The sequence below is a fragment of the Actinomadura fibrosa genome (assembly GCF_900659615.1).
Taxonomy (GTDB): Bacteria; Actinomycetota; Actinomycetes; order Streptosporangiales; family Streptosporangiaceae; genus Spirillospora; species Spirillospora fibrosa.
The window spans coordinates 1-15,063 of sequence record NZ_CAACUY010000037.1; the positions used below are offsets into that span (position 1 = coordinate 1).

Sequence of the window (15,063 nt, forward strand, 5' to 3'; positions counted from 1 at the left end):
CCCGCGACCGCGCCCGGCGGATGGCGGCGCTCGCGGCCGGGGCCGGGCTGGAGACCGCCGACCCCGCCGCCGCCGTCGTCCCCGTCTTCCTCGGGGAGCCGCACGCGGCGCTCCGGGCGGCCGAGATCTGCGCCGCGCACGGCGTCCGCGTAGGCTGCTTCCGGCCCCCCTCGGTCCCGAAGGGACGCGCGTGCCTGCGCCTCACCGCGCGCGCCACGGTGACGGAGGACGACCTCGCGGCGCTGGGGACGGCCCTGGCGGAGGCGGCGCGCTCTACCGGCCGTAGTCTTCACGCATAACATCGGGAAGAACCGATGATGAACGTGAGGAGATGCCGTGACGGAGGTCAGGGGCGGGCCCCGGCACGGGGGCGGGTACGAGCGCGGGTTCGACAGGGCCGCGCTGGGCGACATCGGTAAGCACCACACCGGCCCGGCACCGCGCATCCCGAAGTACTACAAGCTGAAAGAGCTCCTCGTGGAGCTGATCCAGTCGCTGCCGCCCGGCAGCCCGCTGCCGCCGGAGCGGACCCTCGCCGAGAAGTACGAGACGTCCCGCACCACGGTCCGGCAGGCCCTCGCCGAGCTGGTCGTCGAGGGGCGGCTCCAGCGGATCCAGGGCAAGGGCACCTTCGTCGCCAAGCCGAAGGTCTCCCAGGAGCTCCAGCTGGTCAGCTACACCGAGGACATGCGGCACCACGGGCTGCGGCCCGAGACCCGCATCCTCGAAGCCGGCTACGTCAGCGCCGACGAGCGGCTGGCCACCCTGCTCTGCATCCGTCCAGGGGGACGGGTGCTGCGCGTCCACCGGCTGAGGCTCGCTGACGGCGAGCCGATGTCCATCGACACCTCCCACCTGCCGGCGCGCCGCTTCCCCGGCCTGCGCCGCGAGCTCCCCCGGCACAGCTCCCTCTACGAGACGCTCGCCACCGCCTACGACGTCCACCTGACCGAGGCCGAGGAGACCATCGAGACCGTCCTCGCCACCCCGCACGACGCGCAGCTCCTGGGCGTGGACGTGGGCCTGCCGATGCTCCTGCTCTCCCGGCACGCCTTCGACTCCACCGGCCAGCCCGTCGAGTGGGCCCAGTCCCTCTACCGCGGCGACCGCTACAAGTTCATCACCCGTCTGAGGAGAGCCTGAGACCTCCCGCTACAGGGTCTTGCTGAGGGCCTTGATCGGCATTTGGAGTTCGGTGAGGAGGTCGAGGTCCTTCTCGGCGGGACGGCCGAGCGTCGTCAGGTAGTTGCCGACGATGATCGCGTTGATGCCGCCGAGCATGCCCTCGCGGGTGCCGAGGTCGCCGAGGGTCAGCTCGCGCCCGCCCGCGTACCGGAGGATGGTGCGGGGCAGGGCCAGCCGGAACGCGGCGATGGTGCGGAGCGCCTCGGCGCCCTCCACCAGCGGCAGGTCGGCGAACGGCGTGCCGGGACGCGGCGCGAGGAAGTTCAGCGGGACCTCGTCGGGCTCCAGCTCGGCGAGCTGCCCGGCGAACTCGGCGCGCTGCTCGACGGTCTCGCCCATCCCGACGATGCCGCCGCAGCAGACCTCCATCCCCGCGGCCTTGACCATGCGGAGGGTGTCCCAGCGCTCCTCCCACGAGTGGGTGGTGACGACGTTCGGGAAGTGGGAGCGGGCCGTCTCCAGGTTGTGGTTGTAGCGGTGCACGCCCATCGCGGCGAGCTCGTCCACCTGCTCCTGGGTGAGCATGCCGAGCGAGCAGGCGATGTTGATCTCGACGGCCGCGTTGATCGCCGCGACGCCCTCGCGGACCTGGGCCATCAGCCGCTCGTCCGGGCCGCGGACGGCGGCGACGATGCAGAACTCGGTCGCGCCGGTCTTCGCGGTCTCCTTGGCGGCCTCGACCAGCTCCGGGATGTTCAGCCACACCGCGCGGACCGGCGAGGTGAACTGGCCCGACTGCGAGCAGAAGTGGCAGTCCTCCGGGCAGCCGCCCGTCTTGAGGGACACGATGCCCTCGACCTCCACCTCGGGGCCGCACCAGCGCATGCGGACCTCGTGGGCGAGCGCGAGCAGCTCCTCCAGCCGGTCGTCGGGAAGCGTCAGGCACTCCAGCACCTGTGCCGCGGACAGGCCCCGGCCCTCCTCCAGCACCTGCCGGCGGGCCGCCTCAAGAACGTCGCTCACGTGTTCTCCTTCCCGGGACCGTAGCTATCGCGGAAGGTAGCAGCGTCGAACGAGCCGCCGAACGCCGGGGCCAGCCCGCGGTGCGCGGCGACGAGGAACTCGGCCGGGTCCAGGGCGCCCGCGCCCGCCGGAAGCGCGCCGGCCAGGGGCCGGGCCGCGATCGTCTCCAGGTCCTGGAGGTTGCTGCGCATCGCGAGGTCCGGCGCGTCCGGCCACGCCCCGATGACCACGCCCGCGAGCTGGACGCCGCGGTGCGCCATCGCCTCCAGCGTCAGCGCCGTGTGGTTCAGCGTCCCGAGGTCGGGGCGCGCCACGACGACGACGGCGGCGCCGAGCCAGCGCGCCAGATCCGCGATCGTGGTGCCCTCGTCGTCGTAGCGGACGAGCAGCCCGCCCGCGCCCTCGACGAGCACGAGCCGCCGGCTGCCCGCGAGCTCCTGGACGCGCTTCGCCACGTCCGGCAGCCGGACGGGCGGCAGCCCGGCGCGGCGGGCCGCGGCGGCGGGCGACAGCGGATCGGGGAAGCGCGCGAACTCGTGCACGTCCTCGACGCCCGCGAGCCGCCGCACCTCGGCGAGGTCGCCGGGCTCGCCGGGCACCACCCCCGTCTGCCCCGGCTTGACGACGGCGACGGACGCGCCGCGGGCGGCGGCGACCGCGGCGAGCGCGGCGGTCACGACGGTCTTCCCGACTCCCGTACAGGTCCCGGTAATCACGAGCACACTCACGAGGCGCACCCTAGCGCGGGCGGGCGAAGCGGCAGGAGTCCGGAACCCACAGTCTTCGCGAGGCCATTTTGTAAGGAGGGAACCCGGCGACGTCCCTGCACGTCCAAGGCTCATGGCCGGTCCGCGCACACGTACCAGCTGGGCGCAGGCGCTCGCCCTGGCGGGCGCCCTCACCGCCTGCGGCGGCGGCGCCGGGCTCACCGAGCCGCCGCACTCGCTCCCGGCGCACCGGAGCTCCCCGGCGTCCGCGGAGGCGCTGGTCCTGCGGTTCCGCGAGACCGGCGGCCTCGCGGGCAAGGGCGGCCCCGGCGCGCTCCCCGACCTCTCCCTCTACTCGACGGGCCGCGCGGTCGCCGCGTCCCAGGGGAAGGCGACGGAGTACCGGCTGAGACCGGAGGCCCTTCGCAAACTCCTCCGCGACGCCCGCGCGGCCGGACTCGGCCGCTCCCACACCGTCGGCTCCGACCAGATCGCGGACGCCGTCGTCTTGGAGTTCACGATGGACGGCGCCAGGACGAGGATCGTCCAGCCGGAGGCGCAGAACGACCCCGCCGTGGCGTTCCGCAAGCGCCTCGATCCACGGGCGTGGGCGCCCGCCGACCAGGCCGCTCCGGCGAAGCCCTACGCCCCCGGTCAGGTGGCCGTCCTCGCAGGCCGGGTCGCCGATGAGGGCAAGGCCAGGACCTGGCCCCTGGCGCCCCTCGGCAAGGGCCCGCAGGTCGCGGGCGGCACCTGCACCCTGGCTCCGGCCGCCGAGGTTCCGTCCACGGCCCCGGGCACCAGGTGGCGCAGCGGCGGCGGCACCTACTCCGTCGCCCTCCGCCCTCTGCTCCCGGACGAGAAGTCCTGCCCCGACATCGTCCGGTAGAAGATCATCAAGGCCGGTCCCGGTCGAGGTCGGCGGCGACCTCCCAGGTCAGGGCGACCAGCTCGGGATCGAGCTGGTCGAGGCGCGCGTCGAGGTCGTCCGCGAAACGGAGGCGGTCGGCGTCCGGCGCGGACGGAACGGCCTCCGGCATCCACGCCGAGTGGATGAGGAACGGCAGCGTCGTCCCCGGCGGCGGGGCGAGGACGGCGACCGGGCCGCGCGAGACGTCGGCCGCGTCGAACAGCTCCACGCGGAAGCGGTCGTCGTTGTGGACGGCCACGACGAGGTAGCCCTCGTGGCCTCCGGGGTTCGTGCCGGTGTAGCGGGTCCCGCCGCGCGGGACGAACGACGGCGCCGTCGGGTAGTCGTCGAGCGCGAACGTCCACTCGGCGAGGGGCTTGAGGTCCTCGCGGTCGTGGGAGACGAGGACGGCGGGCGTCTCCGCGTCCGGGAACAGCGACGGATCGACGCGGCCGACGTAGTTGCGCAGCGCCCGCTGGTTGATCGCCTCGGGATGGAACCCCAGGTAGATGAGATGGTGGCGGGTGGGCTCCCGCTGGCCTTCGAGGCTCCAGTCGATGGCGGACAGCCCGGCCTGCCACCAGCGGGCCGGATCTGAGGCGCGGGCGCGCTCCAGCACATGCCCGGTCTCCGGGTCGAAGCGCAGGACGGTCGTCAGCGCGGGCGTCATGCCATGGCAGTACATGCCGCGCAGGGCCGGGTCGATGGGACGGCCGACAACGTCCAGGTCGTCCTCGCGCAGGTACATGCCGATGTCCACGCCGGGCGTGTGCTCCATGACGACCCGGACACCGTCGCCGTCGTCGTAGCGGGCGTAGAAGTGGTTCACCTCGGGCGCGATCCGGAACTCCTTGCAGGGAACGGTCGCGCGACCGGCGACGAGATCGTCCTTGCGGACGAGCAGGACGGGCCCCTCCGGATTGTTGGCCACCGTGCGCTCGCCACCGAAGATCTCATCGGCGTCGACCTTGTAGGCGGTGTCGGCGAGGACGAGCCAGTCCCGGGTCTGGGTGATCGTGTGGGTGGCCTGGGGCAGCGTCGCGTCCTCGACGTCCCAGCGGTCCACGTGCTTGCCCGTCCCGCCGTACCGGATCACCGAGACGGTGCCGGTGAGGACGTCGCGGCTGACGCTCCACAGGCAGCCGCGCTCGGGATCGACCACCGGGTGCGCCGACGACGACACCAGCGGCAGGACGGCCTGGTCCAGGGCGGGCTTCCAGTCGTCGCGGTGCCCGACCTCGGCGAGGAACTCCAGCGTGACGGGATCGACCTCCACGGGACGGCCCGCGTCCCAGGTGGCGAACAGGCGGTCGCCCCACGGCAGCGGCGCGGTGTTCGCGGCGTTGGCGAACCCCCAGGGCGAGCTGGTGCCGACCGGCCCCGCGGTGAACAGGTCCGGCCGCCGGCGCCGCAACAGCACGGACGGGGTGCCGAGGACCCGGGAGCGCCAGGCGAACCGTCCGGCGGGAGCGCCGTCGGTGCCGGGCGTGAGCGCGAGCCGCGCCATGATCCCGTCACCGAAGAACGCGTGGACGGGATGGCTGCGCTGGTCGGACGAGCTGACCAGGACGTGGCCGCGCGCGTCGTCCGGCCAGGCCCCGGCGATCACCTCCAGGTCGAGGTCGGCGGGGTCCTGCTTGCCGAGGATCGATCGGGGGACGGGCATCACGCCTCCAGGGGGATCGGCTCCCGCCAATCAACCCCGGCCACAGGGCGTCGTCAAGGTTCTAACGACTAAGAACCAACCACCCGACCGCCGAGCTGTGCCCACGCACCCGATCCCTCCGTCCACGCAGGTGAAGCCGCCCTCCCACACGACAGAGCGACCAATTGGCCCGGATATCCTGATTCACCACGCTTGTCTGGGCGGCGGGGACGCCGGAAGGCTGGAGAGAGACACCCGATGCAGATGACCGACGTGACCGTCCGGGACGCGCGCCCGGACGAGCACCGGCGGATCGGCGAGCTGACCGTCGAGGTCTACGTCGGCGGCGGCCTGATCTCCCCCGCCTCGTCCTACGTCGCGACCCTGGCCGACGCCGCCGGCCGCGCCGAGCGGTCGCGGCTCCTCGTCGCCGAGCTCGGCGGCGAGCTGGCCGGCGCCGTCGCCTACTGCCCGCCCGGCAGCCCCTTCGCGCAGCTCGCCGGGCTGGACGAGGCCGAGTTCCGGATGCTGGCCGTCCTCGGCTGGGCCCGCGGCCACGGCGTCGGGCGCGCCATGGTCCGCGCGTGCGCCGACCGCGCCCGCGCGGCCGGGCTCCGCGGCCTGCGCCTGTCGACCCAGGCGAACATGACCGCCGCGCACCGCATGTACGAGCGCATGGGCTTCGTCCGCACGCCCGACCGGGACTGGGCCCCGGTCCCCGACGAGACGCTCCTGACCTACGCCCTCTCCCTTTGACCTCGGACGCGCCTCTGTCTTGTAAACAGATGCACGGATCGTCAGGTGGAGGTCAGGGCGCCGTGCTCGGAGCAGCGGGCCGTCCAGCCGAGGGGGGTGACCTGGACGACCATCCGGCGGCGGCAGCGGGTGCAGTAGCGGGGCGGCTCCATCCGGCGGGCCTCCCGGCACGCGTCGTGATCGCCGTCCGCGGCGGGCTCCCCGCACCGGTCGCAGTAGGTCTCCACGGTCGGTACCGTACCCCGCGCGGAAGGCGTGTCAGAGCCCGGGGCGCATGCGCGCCACCACAGCCGTGTCGTACGTGCCGTCCGCGAACTCGGGGCGGGCGAGCAGCTCCGCCAGGAACGGCAGGTTCGTCGGAAGCCCCTCGATGCGGAACGCGTCCACGGCGGCACGCGCGCGGCGCAGCGCGTGGCCGCGGTCGTCGCCGTGCACGCACAGCTTGGCCAGCAGCGGGTCGTAGTAGGGCGTGACCGTGTTGCCCTCGGCGTAGGCGGCGTCGATGCGGATGCCGTCGCCGACGGGCTCCTCCCACACCTCGATCTTGCCGGTGGCGGGCTGGAAGGACCACGGGTCCTCGGCCTGGACGCGGAACTCGAACGCGTGCCCGCGCGGCGCCGCGCCGGGCAGCGACACCGGCTCCCCCGCGGCGATCCGGAGCTGCTGCTCCACGAGGTCGATGCCGGTGATCAGCTCGGTGACGGGGTGCTCGACCTGGAGGCGGGTGTGCATCTCCAGGAAGAAGAACTCCTGCGCGGCCGGGTCGACGAGGCACTCGACGGTGCCGGCGCCCCGGTAGCCGACGGCCTCGCCGGCGCGGACGGCGGCGGCCGCCATCCGCTCCCGCAGCGCCGGGGCGACGCCGGGCGACGGCGCCTCCTCGGCGACCTTCTGGAAGCGGCGCTGGACAGAGCAGTCCCGCTCGCCCAGCGCGACCACGGTGCCGTCGGCGAGGCCGAGGATCTGCACCTCGACGTGCCGGGCGCCCTCGACGTACCGCTCCAGCAGGATGTCGGCGGAGCCGAACAGGTGCGCGGCGCGGCTCCGGGCCGCCTCGAACGCTGCGCGCAACTCCGCCTCGTCCCGCGCGACGGCCAGGAGGAGGCCGCCGCCGCCCGCCGCGGGCTTCACGATCACGGGGTAGCCGATGCGCTCGGCCTCCTCGACCGCGGTGTCCGCGTCCGGGACGGGCTCCCACGTGCCGGGCGCGACGGGGACGCCCGCCTCCTTCACCAGGTTCCGGGCGTTGATCTTGTCGGCCATCCGGGCGATCGCGAGCGGCGGCGGCCCCACCCAGCCGAGGCCGCGCTCGGCGACCCGGCGCGCGAACGCGGCGCTCTCCGCGAGGAACCCGTAGCCGGGGTGGACGGCCTGCGCGTTCGTCCGCTCGGCGGCCTCCAGCACGGCGGCCCCGTCGAGGTAGCTGCGCGCCGGGTCGGCGGGCCCGAGCAGGATCGCCTCGTCGGCCTCGGCGACGAAGGGCAGGTCGGCGTCGGCGTCGGAGTGCACCGCGATGGCCTTGAGTCCCATCGCGCGCACGGTGCGGATGATCCGGCTGGCGATCTCGCCCCGGTTCGCCACGAGCACGGACTCGAACACCTGCGGACTCCTTCGGGAAACGGACCCTCCGGTCCGGCCGGGGACTGGACCCGAGGGCCTACCCCGCCGGACGCCACTGACCCGCCCGACCCTAGTGGCCCACCTCTCTCAAGGCGAAAGGAAGCGCGACTGCCAAGGTTCGGCTCTCCGCCGACGACCTCAGCCCGCACGCGAACGCGTTAACGACGCGTGGAGGCGACGCCGGAGGCGAGCCTCCACGCGGAGATCGCGAAGCGATGCAGCGTTCGCCTCAGGAACGGTCAGCAGTGCGAGCCGCCAGGCGAGCGCTGCTGGGCCGTGAGTGCTATCAGTAATGACGGCGGTCGACGACGCGGCTCAGGGCTTCGACGACCGTCGGGTCGTATTCGGCGGCGGAGTCGAGGCGGAGGCGCTCCAGGACGGCGGCGCCGCGGTCGCGGTCGGCGGAGTCGCCGACGAGGTCGTCGTAGGCGTTGGCGACCTTGATGATGCGGCCGGCGAGCGGCGGCGCGACGGGCCGTTCGCCGGCGCCGGGTGCGGTGGACGGGCCGGGGGTCGCCTCGCGGCCCGTCCGGTACGGGTGGGACGAGAGCTGGACGATGTGCGCGACCCGGTCGAGCACGCCCGTCTGCTTGATGACCTCGGCGCCGAGCTCGGCGATGCGGCGCTGCTCGGCGGGTGAGGCGAGCACGGTGGCGCCGCCGGGGATCGGGTCGCCGAGGGAGAGCTGCCCGATGTCGTGCATGAGGGCCGCGTACTCCAGTTCGAGCAGTTCCTCCTCGGACATGCCGAGCTCGCGGCCCATCGCGACCGACAGCCGCGACACCCGCCGCGAGTGGCCCGTCTCGACGTACCCGCCGACCTCGGTGACCCGCGACAGGGCCCGGACGGTCTGGAGGTAGGTGGCGCGGATGCCCGCGTAGCGGCGGAACGCGAACTGGGTGACGAGGATCGGCACCGTGAAGATCAGCAGTGCGGCCTCGCCCATCGCCGTGGTCGCGACCGCGATCAGCATGGCGGTGGCGCCGGTGGCCGCGCACAGCGCCATCTTCGCGGCGAACTCGTCGCGCAGCGCGATGCCGAGCCGGGCCCGGACGGCCTCGGCGCGGATCAGCGCGGCGATCACCACGTCGGTGAAGCAGGAGACGATCACGACGAGGCCCATCACCGCGAGGACGAGCTGCCAGGCGAGCCCGAGCGTGATCACGGGGCGGAAGCACAGGGCGACGACGGAGACGGTGAACAGCCGCCGCGCCATCGCGTCGAGCCGCGGGGTCCGGCCGACGGCGACGTGCGGGAGCGAGCCGACCAGCATGCCCGCCGCGGTGACCGCGACGACCTGGAGCGGCGAGTGGACAGCGGGGACGACGCCGAGCGGGGCGCCGGGCGGCGCGCCCTCGGGGCCGATGCCGACGAGAAGGGCGTAGCCGATCGCGCCGGCGCTGGCGATGGGCGCGACCTCCCGGTTGCCGGGCATCACCATGCGGAAAAGCTCGCCGAGCGCGATCAGCACGCCGAAGATGACCGCGATGTTCGGCTGGCGGAGGCCGACGGCGGCGACCTGGGTGACGGCGACGACGACGAACAGGCCGGCGGTGGCGATCAGCAGGAGCTGGCCGGAGTCGATGGTCTGCCAGGCGGCCCGCTCCCGGGCCGGGAGCTGGGCTCCCGTCATGTGCTGTCCGGTCGTCAATTCCGCACCCCGTCACCGGCGATCCTGATGGGGGTGCTCGGGTCGTCGTGGTCCTGCTGGGTGGTCTCGACGACGTCGTCGTCGGGCAGGACGACCGGTTCGGGCGGCTCCCAGCCGTCGCGGCCGAGCGCCCGCAGGAACGCCTCGACCATCACCGGGTCGAAGTGGTCGCCCATGCCGCGGCGCAGTTCCTCGACGGCCTCGTCCATGCTGCGCGCCGGACGGTACGAGCGGGTCGAGGTCATGGCGTCGAACGCGTCGGCGACGGAGATGACCCGGGCGAACTCGGGGATCTCGTCGCCGGCGAGGCCCATCGGGTAGCCGCGGCCGTTCATCTTCTCGTGGTGGTGCATGATCCCGGCGAGCGCCTCGTCCAGGAACCCGATCTCGCGGACGATCTCCAGCCCGCGCATCGGGTGGAGCTGGATCGCGGCGAACTCCTCCTCGGTCATCGGGCCGTTCTTCTGGAGCACCTTCGTGGGGACGCCGAGCTTGCCGACGTCGTGCAGCATCCCGGCGTACCGGATCGCCTCGACCCGGTCGGCGCGCATGCCGATCTCCTGGGCGATCATGACGGAGCCGCGGGAGACCCGCTCGGAGTGGCCGCGGGTGTAGTAGTCCTTGGTCTCGACGGCCTGGCAGAGCGCGGCGAGGGTGGCGGCGTGCGCCTGCTGCTGCGCGTGCGCCTGCTCCATCGCCCAGCGGGCGATGAACAGCGGGAGGAGCACCAGCACGGCGGCGAACACGCCGACCTGCGGCCAGAGGCCCGCGATGAGGAGCCCGACCATGCCGTAGCCGAGGCAGCCGACGGCGAGCTGGCCGCTCTCGCGCAGCAGCTCGCGCGGCGCGGCCTGCCGGCTGAGCAGCAGGACCCCGGCCATGAGCGTCAGGTTGACGAGGACGAACGTGACGAGCGCGCCGAGGAAGGGGCCGGTGACGTGCTCGACCCAGCGGACCTGGCCGGGCCGGAACTCGCGCCCGCCGAGCAGGTCGAAGACCGTTCCGGCGGCGAAGCCGCTGAGCGCGAACTGGGCGCCGTTGAACAGCCGCTTCACCGGCGCGAAGAACCGCTGGCCGGTGACCACGGCGCAGAGGCCGAGCAGCGCGGCGCCGGCGGGGCCGAGGAGCACCACGGAGGCGAGGCTCGCCGCGAAGCTCAGCGAGACCTTCGCGCGCTCGACGTTCAGCCGCGCGGGAGCGGAGTCGCAGATGAGGAAGAGCAAGGCCAGCACGGCCAGCTTGAACCAGTCCAGCTCAGCGAAGGACGACGTCGAGATGAGGCCGACCGCGAGGGCGACCACACCGCACACGTACGCCCAGGCAGCAGGAGGTAGTCCACGCATTGCCGCCCCCCTCGGGAGTGACGAATGAGCGGGCCGCCGCCGGGATCGGTCGTGCCTGCCGGCACCTAGACCCAGGACACGCCCTTGGGCATCATCAGCGACGACGCCGGCGAGCTCGGGCGCCGGTCGCTTCCGGCCGACATCTCGCGCTTCCGCATGGCTCCTTGCCTCCCCCCGCGAAAACCGGGCCGTCCGGCCTTCCGGCCGGCTGCCGGGACCCGGGCGATCCCAGCCTCCCGGGGCTGCACATACCCCGATTGCCCGGAGCATGCACGTGCTCTCGTCGCTGATTTCGGCACAAGCCTAACGCGGACTGCCCAGGTCACACAGGCATGCGGGGAAACGTGAGCAAAGCGTGAACCAATCGTCACCTGTCGTGATCAATTGTCCGCGGGAATGCACGCACCGTATACGCACAAACGCTCTGCACATACACAATGCACGTGCATCCCCATGGGCGGCCACAAAGGCAGTCAGAAATGGGCGACAAACAGTCACGCGGACGGTCAGTCCCGCGGCGAGAGGCTCCGCTCGCGCGCCCAGGCCGCCGTTTCCGCGAGCCCCTCGCGCAGGGCCACCTTCGCCTCCCAGCCGAGCACCTCGCGGGTGGGCCCCGGGTCCACGGCCATGGCGGGCAGGTCGCCCAGCCGCGGCGGCGCGAACTCCGGCTCGTCCGGCGCGCCCACCGCCTCGGCGACGAGCGCGTGCAGGTCCCGGTCGGTGGTCTGGAGCCCGGTGCCCACGTTGAACCTCCGGCCGCCGCCGAGCTCCCCGGCGGCGCGGGCGAATGCGTCGACCACGTCCAGCACGTAGACGTAGTCGCGGGTCTGCCCGCCGTCGCCGAACACCCGCGTGGGACGGCCGGCCAGCAGCGCGTCCGTGAAGATCGAGATGACGCCGGCCTCGCCCTCGGGCGTCTGCCGCGGCCCGTACACGTTGGCCAGCGTCAGCGTCGTGCAGTCGAGGCCGTGGAGCGCCCGGTACATCCCGGCGTACACCTCGCCCGACACCTTGGACGCCGCGTAGGGCGACGCCGGGCGCAGCTCGGCGTCCGGCGGGACGGGCAGCGCGTCCGGCACCCCGTAGACCGCGCAGCTGGAGGTGAAGACGACCTTGCGGGCGCCGGCCGCGCGCGCCGCTTCGAGGACGTTCGCGGTGCCGGTCACGTTCACGCGGGCGTCGTGCAGCGGATCGGCGACGCTGGCCCGCACGCTGACCTGCGCCGCGAGGTGGAACACCACCTCCGGGCGGCGCTCGGCGGCCTTCCCGGCGAGCGCAGGGTCGGCGACGTCCATCCGCCACAGCTCGACGTCGTCGCGGACGTTGGCGCCGGACGACAGGTCGTCCACGCCGATGACCCCGTGGCCGTCGGCGAGGAGCCGGTCGACGAGATGGGATCCGATGAAGCCGGCCGCGCCGGTGACGAGTGCGAGCACCCCAGCACGATACCGAGGGCGCACCCGCGCGGAGGGCGTCGCCCGGAAGCCGGGCGGCCCGGATCAGGCGGTCTCGGACCTGCCCGCGCCGGCCGCGCTCGCGCCGCCGGTCGCGTTCGCGCCGCCGGTCGCCTTGATCTCGCCGCAGATCTCCTCGATGCGGCCGAGGACCTTCGAGCGCAGCTCGTCGGGCGCCTGCTCGCAGCCGCAGGACTTGCCCACCAGCTTCTTGACGGCCTCTTCGAGCCCGTACTCGCGCAGGCAGGGCCCGCACTCGTCGAGGTGCTCGCGCACCTCGCCGCAGCCCCCCTGGTCGAGCTCGCCGTCAAGATAGGTGTAGACCCGCGCCAGCACCTCGTCGCACGAAGTCTCGTGGTGGTCGCCACAGCTCATGGCTCACTCACCCTTCTCGCTCACCGCGCGGGCGGCCGCCGCGGTGTCCGGCATGACGCTTGGCTGTACGCGGCGGGCGCGTTCCCGGCTCATGCGGAACCCCCGCTCGCGCGCGTGAGGCCACGGTCCTGAGCGTAGTCCTCCAGCATGCCCCGCAGCTGCCGGCGCCCCCGGTGCAGCCGCGACATCACCGTGCCGATGGGCGTGCCCATGATGTCGGCGATCTCCTTGTAGGCGAACCCCTCGACGTCGGCCAGGTAGACGGCGATGCGGAACTCCTCGGGCAGCTCCTGGAGCGCCCGCTTGACGTCGGAGTCGGGCAGGTGCTCCAGCGCCTCCGCCTCGGCGGACTTCAGCCCGCTGGAGGTGTGCGACTCGGCGCGCGCGAGCTGCCAGTCCTCGATCTCCTCGGTCGCCGACTGCTGCGGCTGCCGCTGCTTCTTGCGGTAGGAGTTGATGAAGGTGTTGGTCAGGATGCGGTAGAGCCACGCTTTGAGGTTGGTGCCTTCCTTGAACTGGTGGAAGGACGCGAACGCCTTCGCGAAGGTCTCCTGGACGAGATCCTCGGCGTCCGCCGGGTTGCGCGTCATGCGCAGCGCGGCCGAATACAACTGGTCCAAGAACGGGAGCACGTCGCGCTGGAACCGCTCCTGACGCTGCTCCACGGTCTCCGTTGTGCCCGGTACCTGACCCACCCCCTCGGCTGTGGCGACGCCGGCGGCGCCGTACCTCACAGACGATATCGGTCCGCGCGGCCTGATCACGCGGGCGGGGGCCTGCGCGTCGCCGGGCGGTGCCGCCGGCGCGGCGTCCCGCACGTGTTCGGCAACGGCTGTGGTCATCGGCGTGCACCTCCGCTGTGCTGGTCCGCTCCATGCCGGCTCGCCGCCCCGCCGCGAACCCGATCTGGCTCGTCGGCATCGAACGCACTGCCGGTCATGAGACGGTGCAACGCCGGAACGCGGCCGCCGATTCCCGAAGCGGGACCGGGGCACTCCCGGACGGGCGCGAGGCGCGGCCGAGCGTCCGGAGCATGCCCTCCGGGGACGGGATCACCTCACCCGGCCAGCACGGAGGGTGATGACCGCGTTCGGATGGGGAAAGAAGTCACATACATGGCGAGAACAGGAGCAAACCGTTGCTACCGGTGCCGGCGCGACCTCCCGAGCCCACCATCGCCAGCCTGCGCGACGCTCCGGGCGACGGGGCGGGGGATTCGCTCGCGCGCTACTGGCGGTTCTACTGGGCGGTCGCGGACGCCCAGCTCACACGGTGGCTGCCGCGCAGGCCGTCCCGCGTGCTCGACATCTCGGGCGGCCGCGGGCGCAGCGCCGTCCAGGCCGCCGCGGCGGGCCACCGCGTGCTGGAGGTCCGCGATCCCGTGCTGGAGCGGGGCATGGCCGCCGCGTACCCGAACGGCGCCAACGGTCACCGGCCGAACGGTAACGGACGGTCCGCAACGCCCCCGGGGGGACGGAACGCAACCGCCCCGGTGGTCGGCGACTCCGGCGCGCTCAGCTTCCTCGGGGACGCCACCGTGGACGCCGTCGTGGCCGAGAACCGCGTCCTGTCGCGCCACCTCGTCACCGAGGCGACGGTCGCCGAGATCGCCCGGGTGCTCCGGCCGGGCGGCCGCGTCCTGCTCTGCGTCGACTCCCTGACGCTCGGCATGGCGGTGCTGGCCGAGCAGAACTACTGGGCGCACCTGTCGGACGTGCCGAGCGCGGAGGTCGTCCTGGTGCCCTGGCCGGACGGCACGATCACCCGGTGCTTCTGGGCCGAGCAGCTCCGCGAGCTGCTCGCGGAGGTCGGCCTGGAGGTCGAGTGGATCAGGCCCCGCACGGCGCTGTCGCCGTCCACGGTCGAGCACGTGCTGTCCACGTCCCCGCAGGCGCTCGCCCGGCTGGTGCGCACCGAGCTGAACGCCCCGCCGGGCGACGAGTCCCTAGGCATGCACCTCCTCGCCAGCGCCCGCCGAAAGACATGACCCCAACCCGAGCCCCGACGCAGCACAAGGCGCGGGCCAGCACAAGGCGCGAACCCAGCGCAAGGCGCGGGCCAGCGCGAGGCGCGGACCCGGCAGGTGGCTCGGACCCGGCGGGAAGGGCAGGTCAGCGCATGGCGCGGTCGTGTTTGGCCTGGCAGGTGACGCAGCGGGCCGCGTCGGGGCGGGCTTCGAGGCGCCCCTCGGGGACCTGGTGGCCGCAGCCCTGGCACTGCCCGTAGACGCCCGCGGCGATCCGCTCCAGTGCGGCCTGGACCCCGCTGCGATGCCGCTGGAGCGACCCGAGCGCCGCCTCGACGCGGTCGCTGTCGGAAAGGGCGGAGCCGGCGTCCGCGGCGGAATTGTCGCGGCCCGGGTGCTCGCCCCGCAGAATCGCGATGGAGCGGTCCAGGTCGTCGAGCATGGCCTCAAGGCGGGAACGGGCGGCGGCGGTGTCCACGGTGCTCCGA

The 15,063-nt window shown here is 73.3% G+C and carries 16 protein-coding genes; 5 read left to right on the forward strand and 11 right to left on the reverse strand.

All coding sequences use genetic code 11. From position 1 onward, the window contains the following. A partial coding sequence (locus E1300_RS50075; protein ID WP_370784885.1) for an aminotransferase class I/II-fold pyridoxal phosphate-dependent enzyme occupies positions 1 to 299 on the forward strand: 299 nt, incomplete at its 5' end. 112 nt (positions 300 to 411) lie between these two features. After that, positions 412 to 1,143 carry a GntR family transcriptional regulator gene (locus tag E1300_RS15620; RefSeq protein WP_131757764.1) on the forward strand — a complete coding sequence of 244 codons (732 nt, stop codon included), beginning with the start codon at positions 412 to 414 and terminating at the stop codon, positions 1,141 to 1,143. Between the two features lie 9 nt (positions 1,144 to 1,152). On the opposite strand, the gene bioB is transcribed toward E1300_RS15620, so the two are convergent. Both bioB and bioD read right to left on the reverse strand, forming a co-directional pair. Next, complete coding sequence (bioB, locus tag E1300_RS15625; RefSeq protein WP_131757723.1) at positions 1,153 to 2,148, reverse strand: biotin synthase BioB; 996 nt, start codon at positions 2,146 to 2,148, stop codon at positions 1,153 to 1,155. Then, on the reverse strand, positions 2,145 to 2,876 hold the full coding sequence (bioD, locus tag E1300_RS15630) for a dethiobiotin synthase (protein WP_165502854.1): 732 nt from the start codon (positions 2,874 to 2,876) through the stop codon (positions 2,145 to 2,147). The genes bioB and bioD overlap by 4 nt, the downstream gene beginning before the upstream one ends. Positions 2,877 to 2,988: 112 nt before the next feature. Between bioD and E1300_RS15635 the strand changes: the two genes are divergently transcribed. Further along, the gene (locus E1300_RS15635; protein WP_131757724.1) at positions 2,989 to 3,744 is read left to right on the forward strand and encodes a hypothetical protein; all 756 of its coding nucleotides are present in this window, start codon (positions 2,989 to 2,991) and stop codon (positions 3,742 to 3,744) included. A 7-nt stretch (positions 3,745 to 3,751) separates the two neighbouring features. On the opposite strand, the gene E1300_RS15640 is transcribed toward E1300_RS15635, so the two are convergent. Further along, positions 3,752 to 5,431, reverse strand: coding sequence for a carotenoid oxygenase family protein (locus tag E1300_RS15640; RefSeq protein WP_131757725.1), 1,680 nt, complete (start codon positions 5,429 to 5,431; stop codon positions 3,752 to 3,754). A gap of 192 nt (positions 5,432 to 5,623) precedes the next feature. Here E1300_RS15640 and E1300_RS15645 point away from each other — a divergent pair, with 192 nt between their 5' ends. Then, complete coding sequence (locus E1300_RS15645; RefSeq protein ID WP_278045360.1) at positions 5,624 to 6,166, forward strand: GNAT family N-acetyltransferase; 543 nt, start codon at positions 5,624 to 5,626, stop codon at positions 6,164 to 6,166. A 41-nt stretch (positions 6,167 to 6,207) separates the two neighbouring features. Here the strand turns inward: E1300_RS15645 and bsaP are convergent, their stop codons facing one another. From bsaP to E1300_RS15680, 7 genes are all read right to left on the reverse strand, one after another. Further along, positions 6,208 to 6,393 carry a biotin synthase auxiliary protein BsaP gene (bsaP, locus tag E1300_RS15650; RefSeq protein ID WP_131757727.1) on the reverse strand — a complete coding sequence of 62 codons (186 nt, stop codon included), beginning with the start codon at positions 6,391 to 6,393 and terminating at the stop codon, positions 6,208 to 6,210. A gap of 31 nt (positions 6,394 to 6,424) precedes the next feature. Next, on the reverse strand, positions 6,425 to 7,765 hold the full coding sequence (locus E1300_RS15655; RefSeq protein ID WP_131757728.1) for an acetyl-CoA carboxylase biotin carboxylase subunit: 1,341 nt from the start codon (positions 7,763 to 7,765) through the stop codon (positions 6,425 to 6,427). A 307-nt stretch (positions 7,766 to 8,072) separates the two neighbouring features. Then, the gene (locus E1300_RS15660) at positions 8,073 to 9,419 is read right to left on the reverse strand and encodes an HD-GYP domain-containing protein (RefSeq protein WP_131757766.1); all 1,347 of its coding nucleotides are present in this window, start codon (positions 9,417 to 9,419) and stop codon (positions 8,073 to 8,075) included. A gap of 14 nt (positions 9,420 to 9,433) precedes the next feature. Then, positions 9,434 to 10,780: an HD-GYP domain-containing protein gene (locus E1300_RS15665; protein ID WP_131757729.1), complete on the reverse strand. Its 1,347-nt coding sequence runs from the start codon at positions 10,778 to 10,780 to the stop codon at positions 9,434 to 9,436. 506 nt (positions 10,781 to 11,286) lie between these two features. Beyond that, complete coding sequence (locus E1300_RS15670) at positions 11,287 to 12,216, reverse strand: NAD-dependent epimerase/dehydratase family protein (RefSeq protein ID WP_131757730.1); 930 nt, start codon at positions 12,214 to 12,216, stop codon at positions 11,287 to 11,289. A gap of 63 nt (positions 12,217 to 12,279) precedes the next feature. Further along, a complete protein-coding gene (gene rsrA, locus E1300_RS15675) occupies positions 12,280 to 12,609 on the reverse strand; it encodes a mycothiol system anti-sigma-R factor (protein ID WP_131757731.1) in 330 nt (109 codons plus the stop codon). 89 nt (positions 12,610 to 12,698) lie between these two features. Beyond that, positions 12,699 to 13,304 (reverse strand): sigma-70 family RNA polymerase sigma factor, encoded by a 606-nt coding sequence (locus E1300_RS15680; protein ID WP_207399761.1) that lies wholly within the window; start codon positions 13,302 to 13,304, stop codon positions 12,699 to 12,701. A gap of 452 nt (positions 13,305 to 13,756) precedes the next feature. Between E1300_RS15680 and E1300_RS15685 the strand changes: the two genes are divergently transcribed. Further along, positions 13,757 to 14,596, forward strand: coding sequence for a class I SAM-dependent methyltransferase (locus E1300_RS15685; protein ID WP_131757732.1), 840 nt, complete (start codon positions 13,757 to 13,759; stop codon positions 14,594 to 14,596). Positions 14,597 to 14,720: 124 nt separating this feature from the next. Here the strand turns inward: E1300_RS15685 and E1300_RS15690 are convergent, their stop codons facing one another. Beyond that, entirely contained in the window at positions 14,721 to 15,053 is a 333-nt protein-coding gene (locus tag E1300_RS15690; RefSeq protein WP_165502855.1) for a TraR/DksA family transcriptional regulator, read from the reverse strand. Between the last annotated feature and the right edge of the window lie 10 nt (positions 15,054 to 15,063).

Excerpts from the sequence above, each read along its gene's own strand:
- E1300_RS15635 (WP_131757724.1), top strand. The coding sequence starts at position 2,989 with ATGGCCGGTCCGCGCACACGTACCAGCTGGGCGCAGGCGCTCGCCCTG.
- E1300_RS15640 (WP_131757725.1), bottom strand. The coding sequence starts at position 5,431 with ATGCCCGTCCCCCGATCGATCCTCGGCAAGCAGGACCCCGCCGACCTC.
- E1300_RS15660 (WP_131757766.1), bottom strand. The coding sequence starts at position 9,419 with ATGACGGGAGCCCAGCTCCCGGCCCGGGAGCGGGCCGCCTGGCAGACC.
- E1300_RS15665 (WP_131757729.1), bottom strand. The coding sequence starts at position 10,780 with ATGCGTGGACTACCTCCTGCTGCCTGGGCGTACGTGTGCGGTGTGGTC.
- rsrA (WP_131757731.1), bottom strand. The coding sequence starts at position 12,609 with ATGAGCTGTGGCGACCACCACGAGACTTCGTGCGACGAGGTGCTGGCG.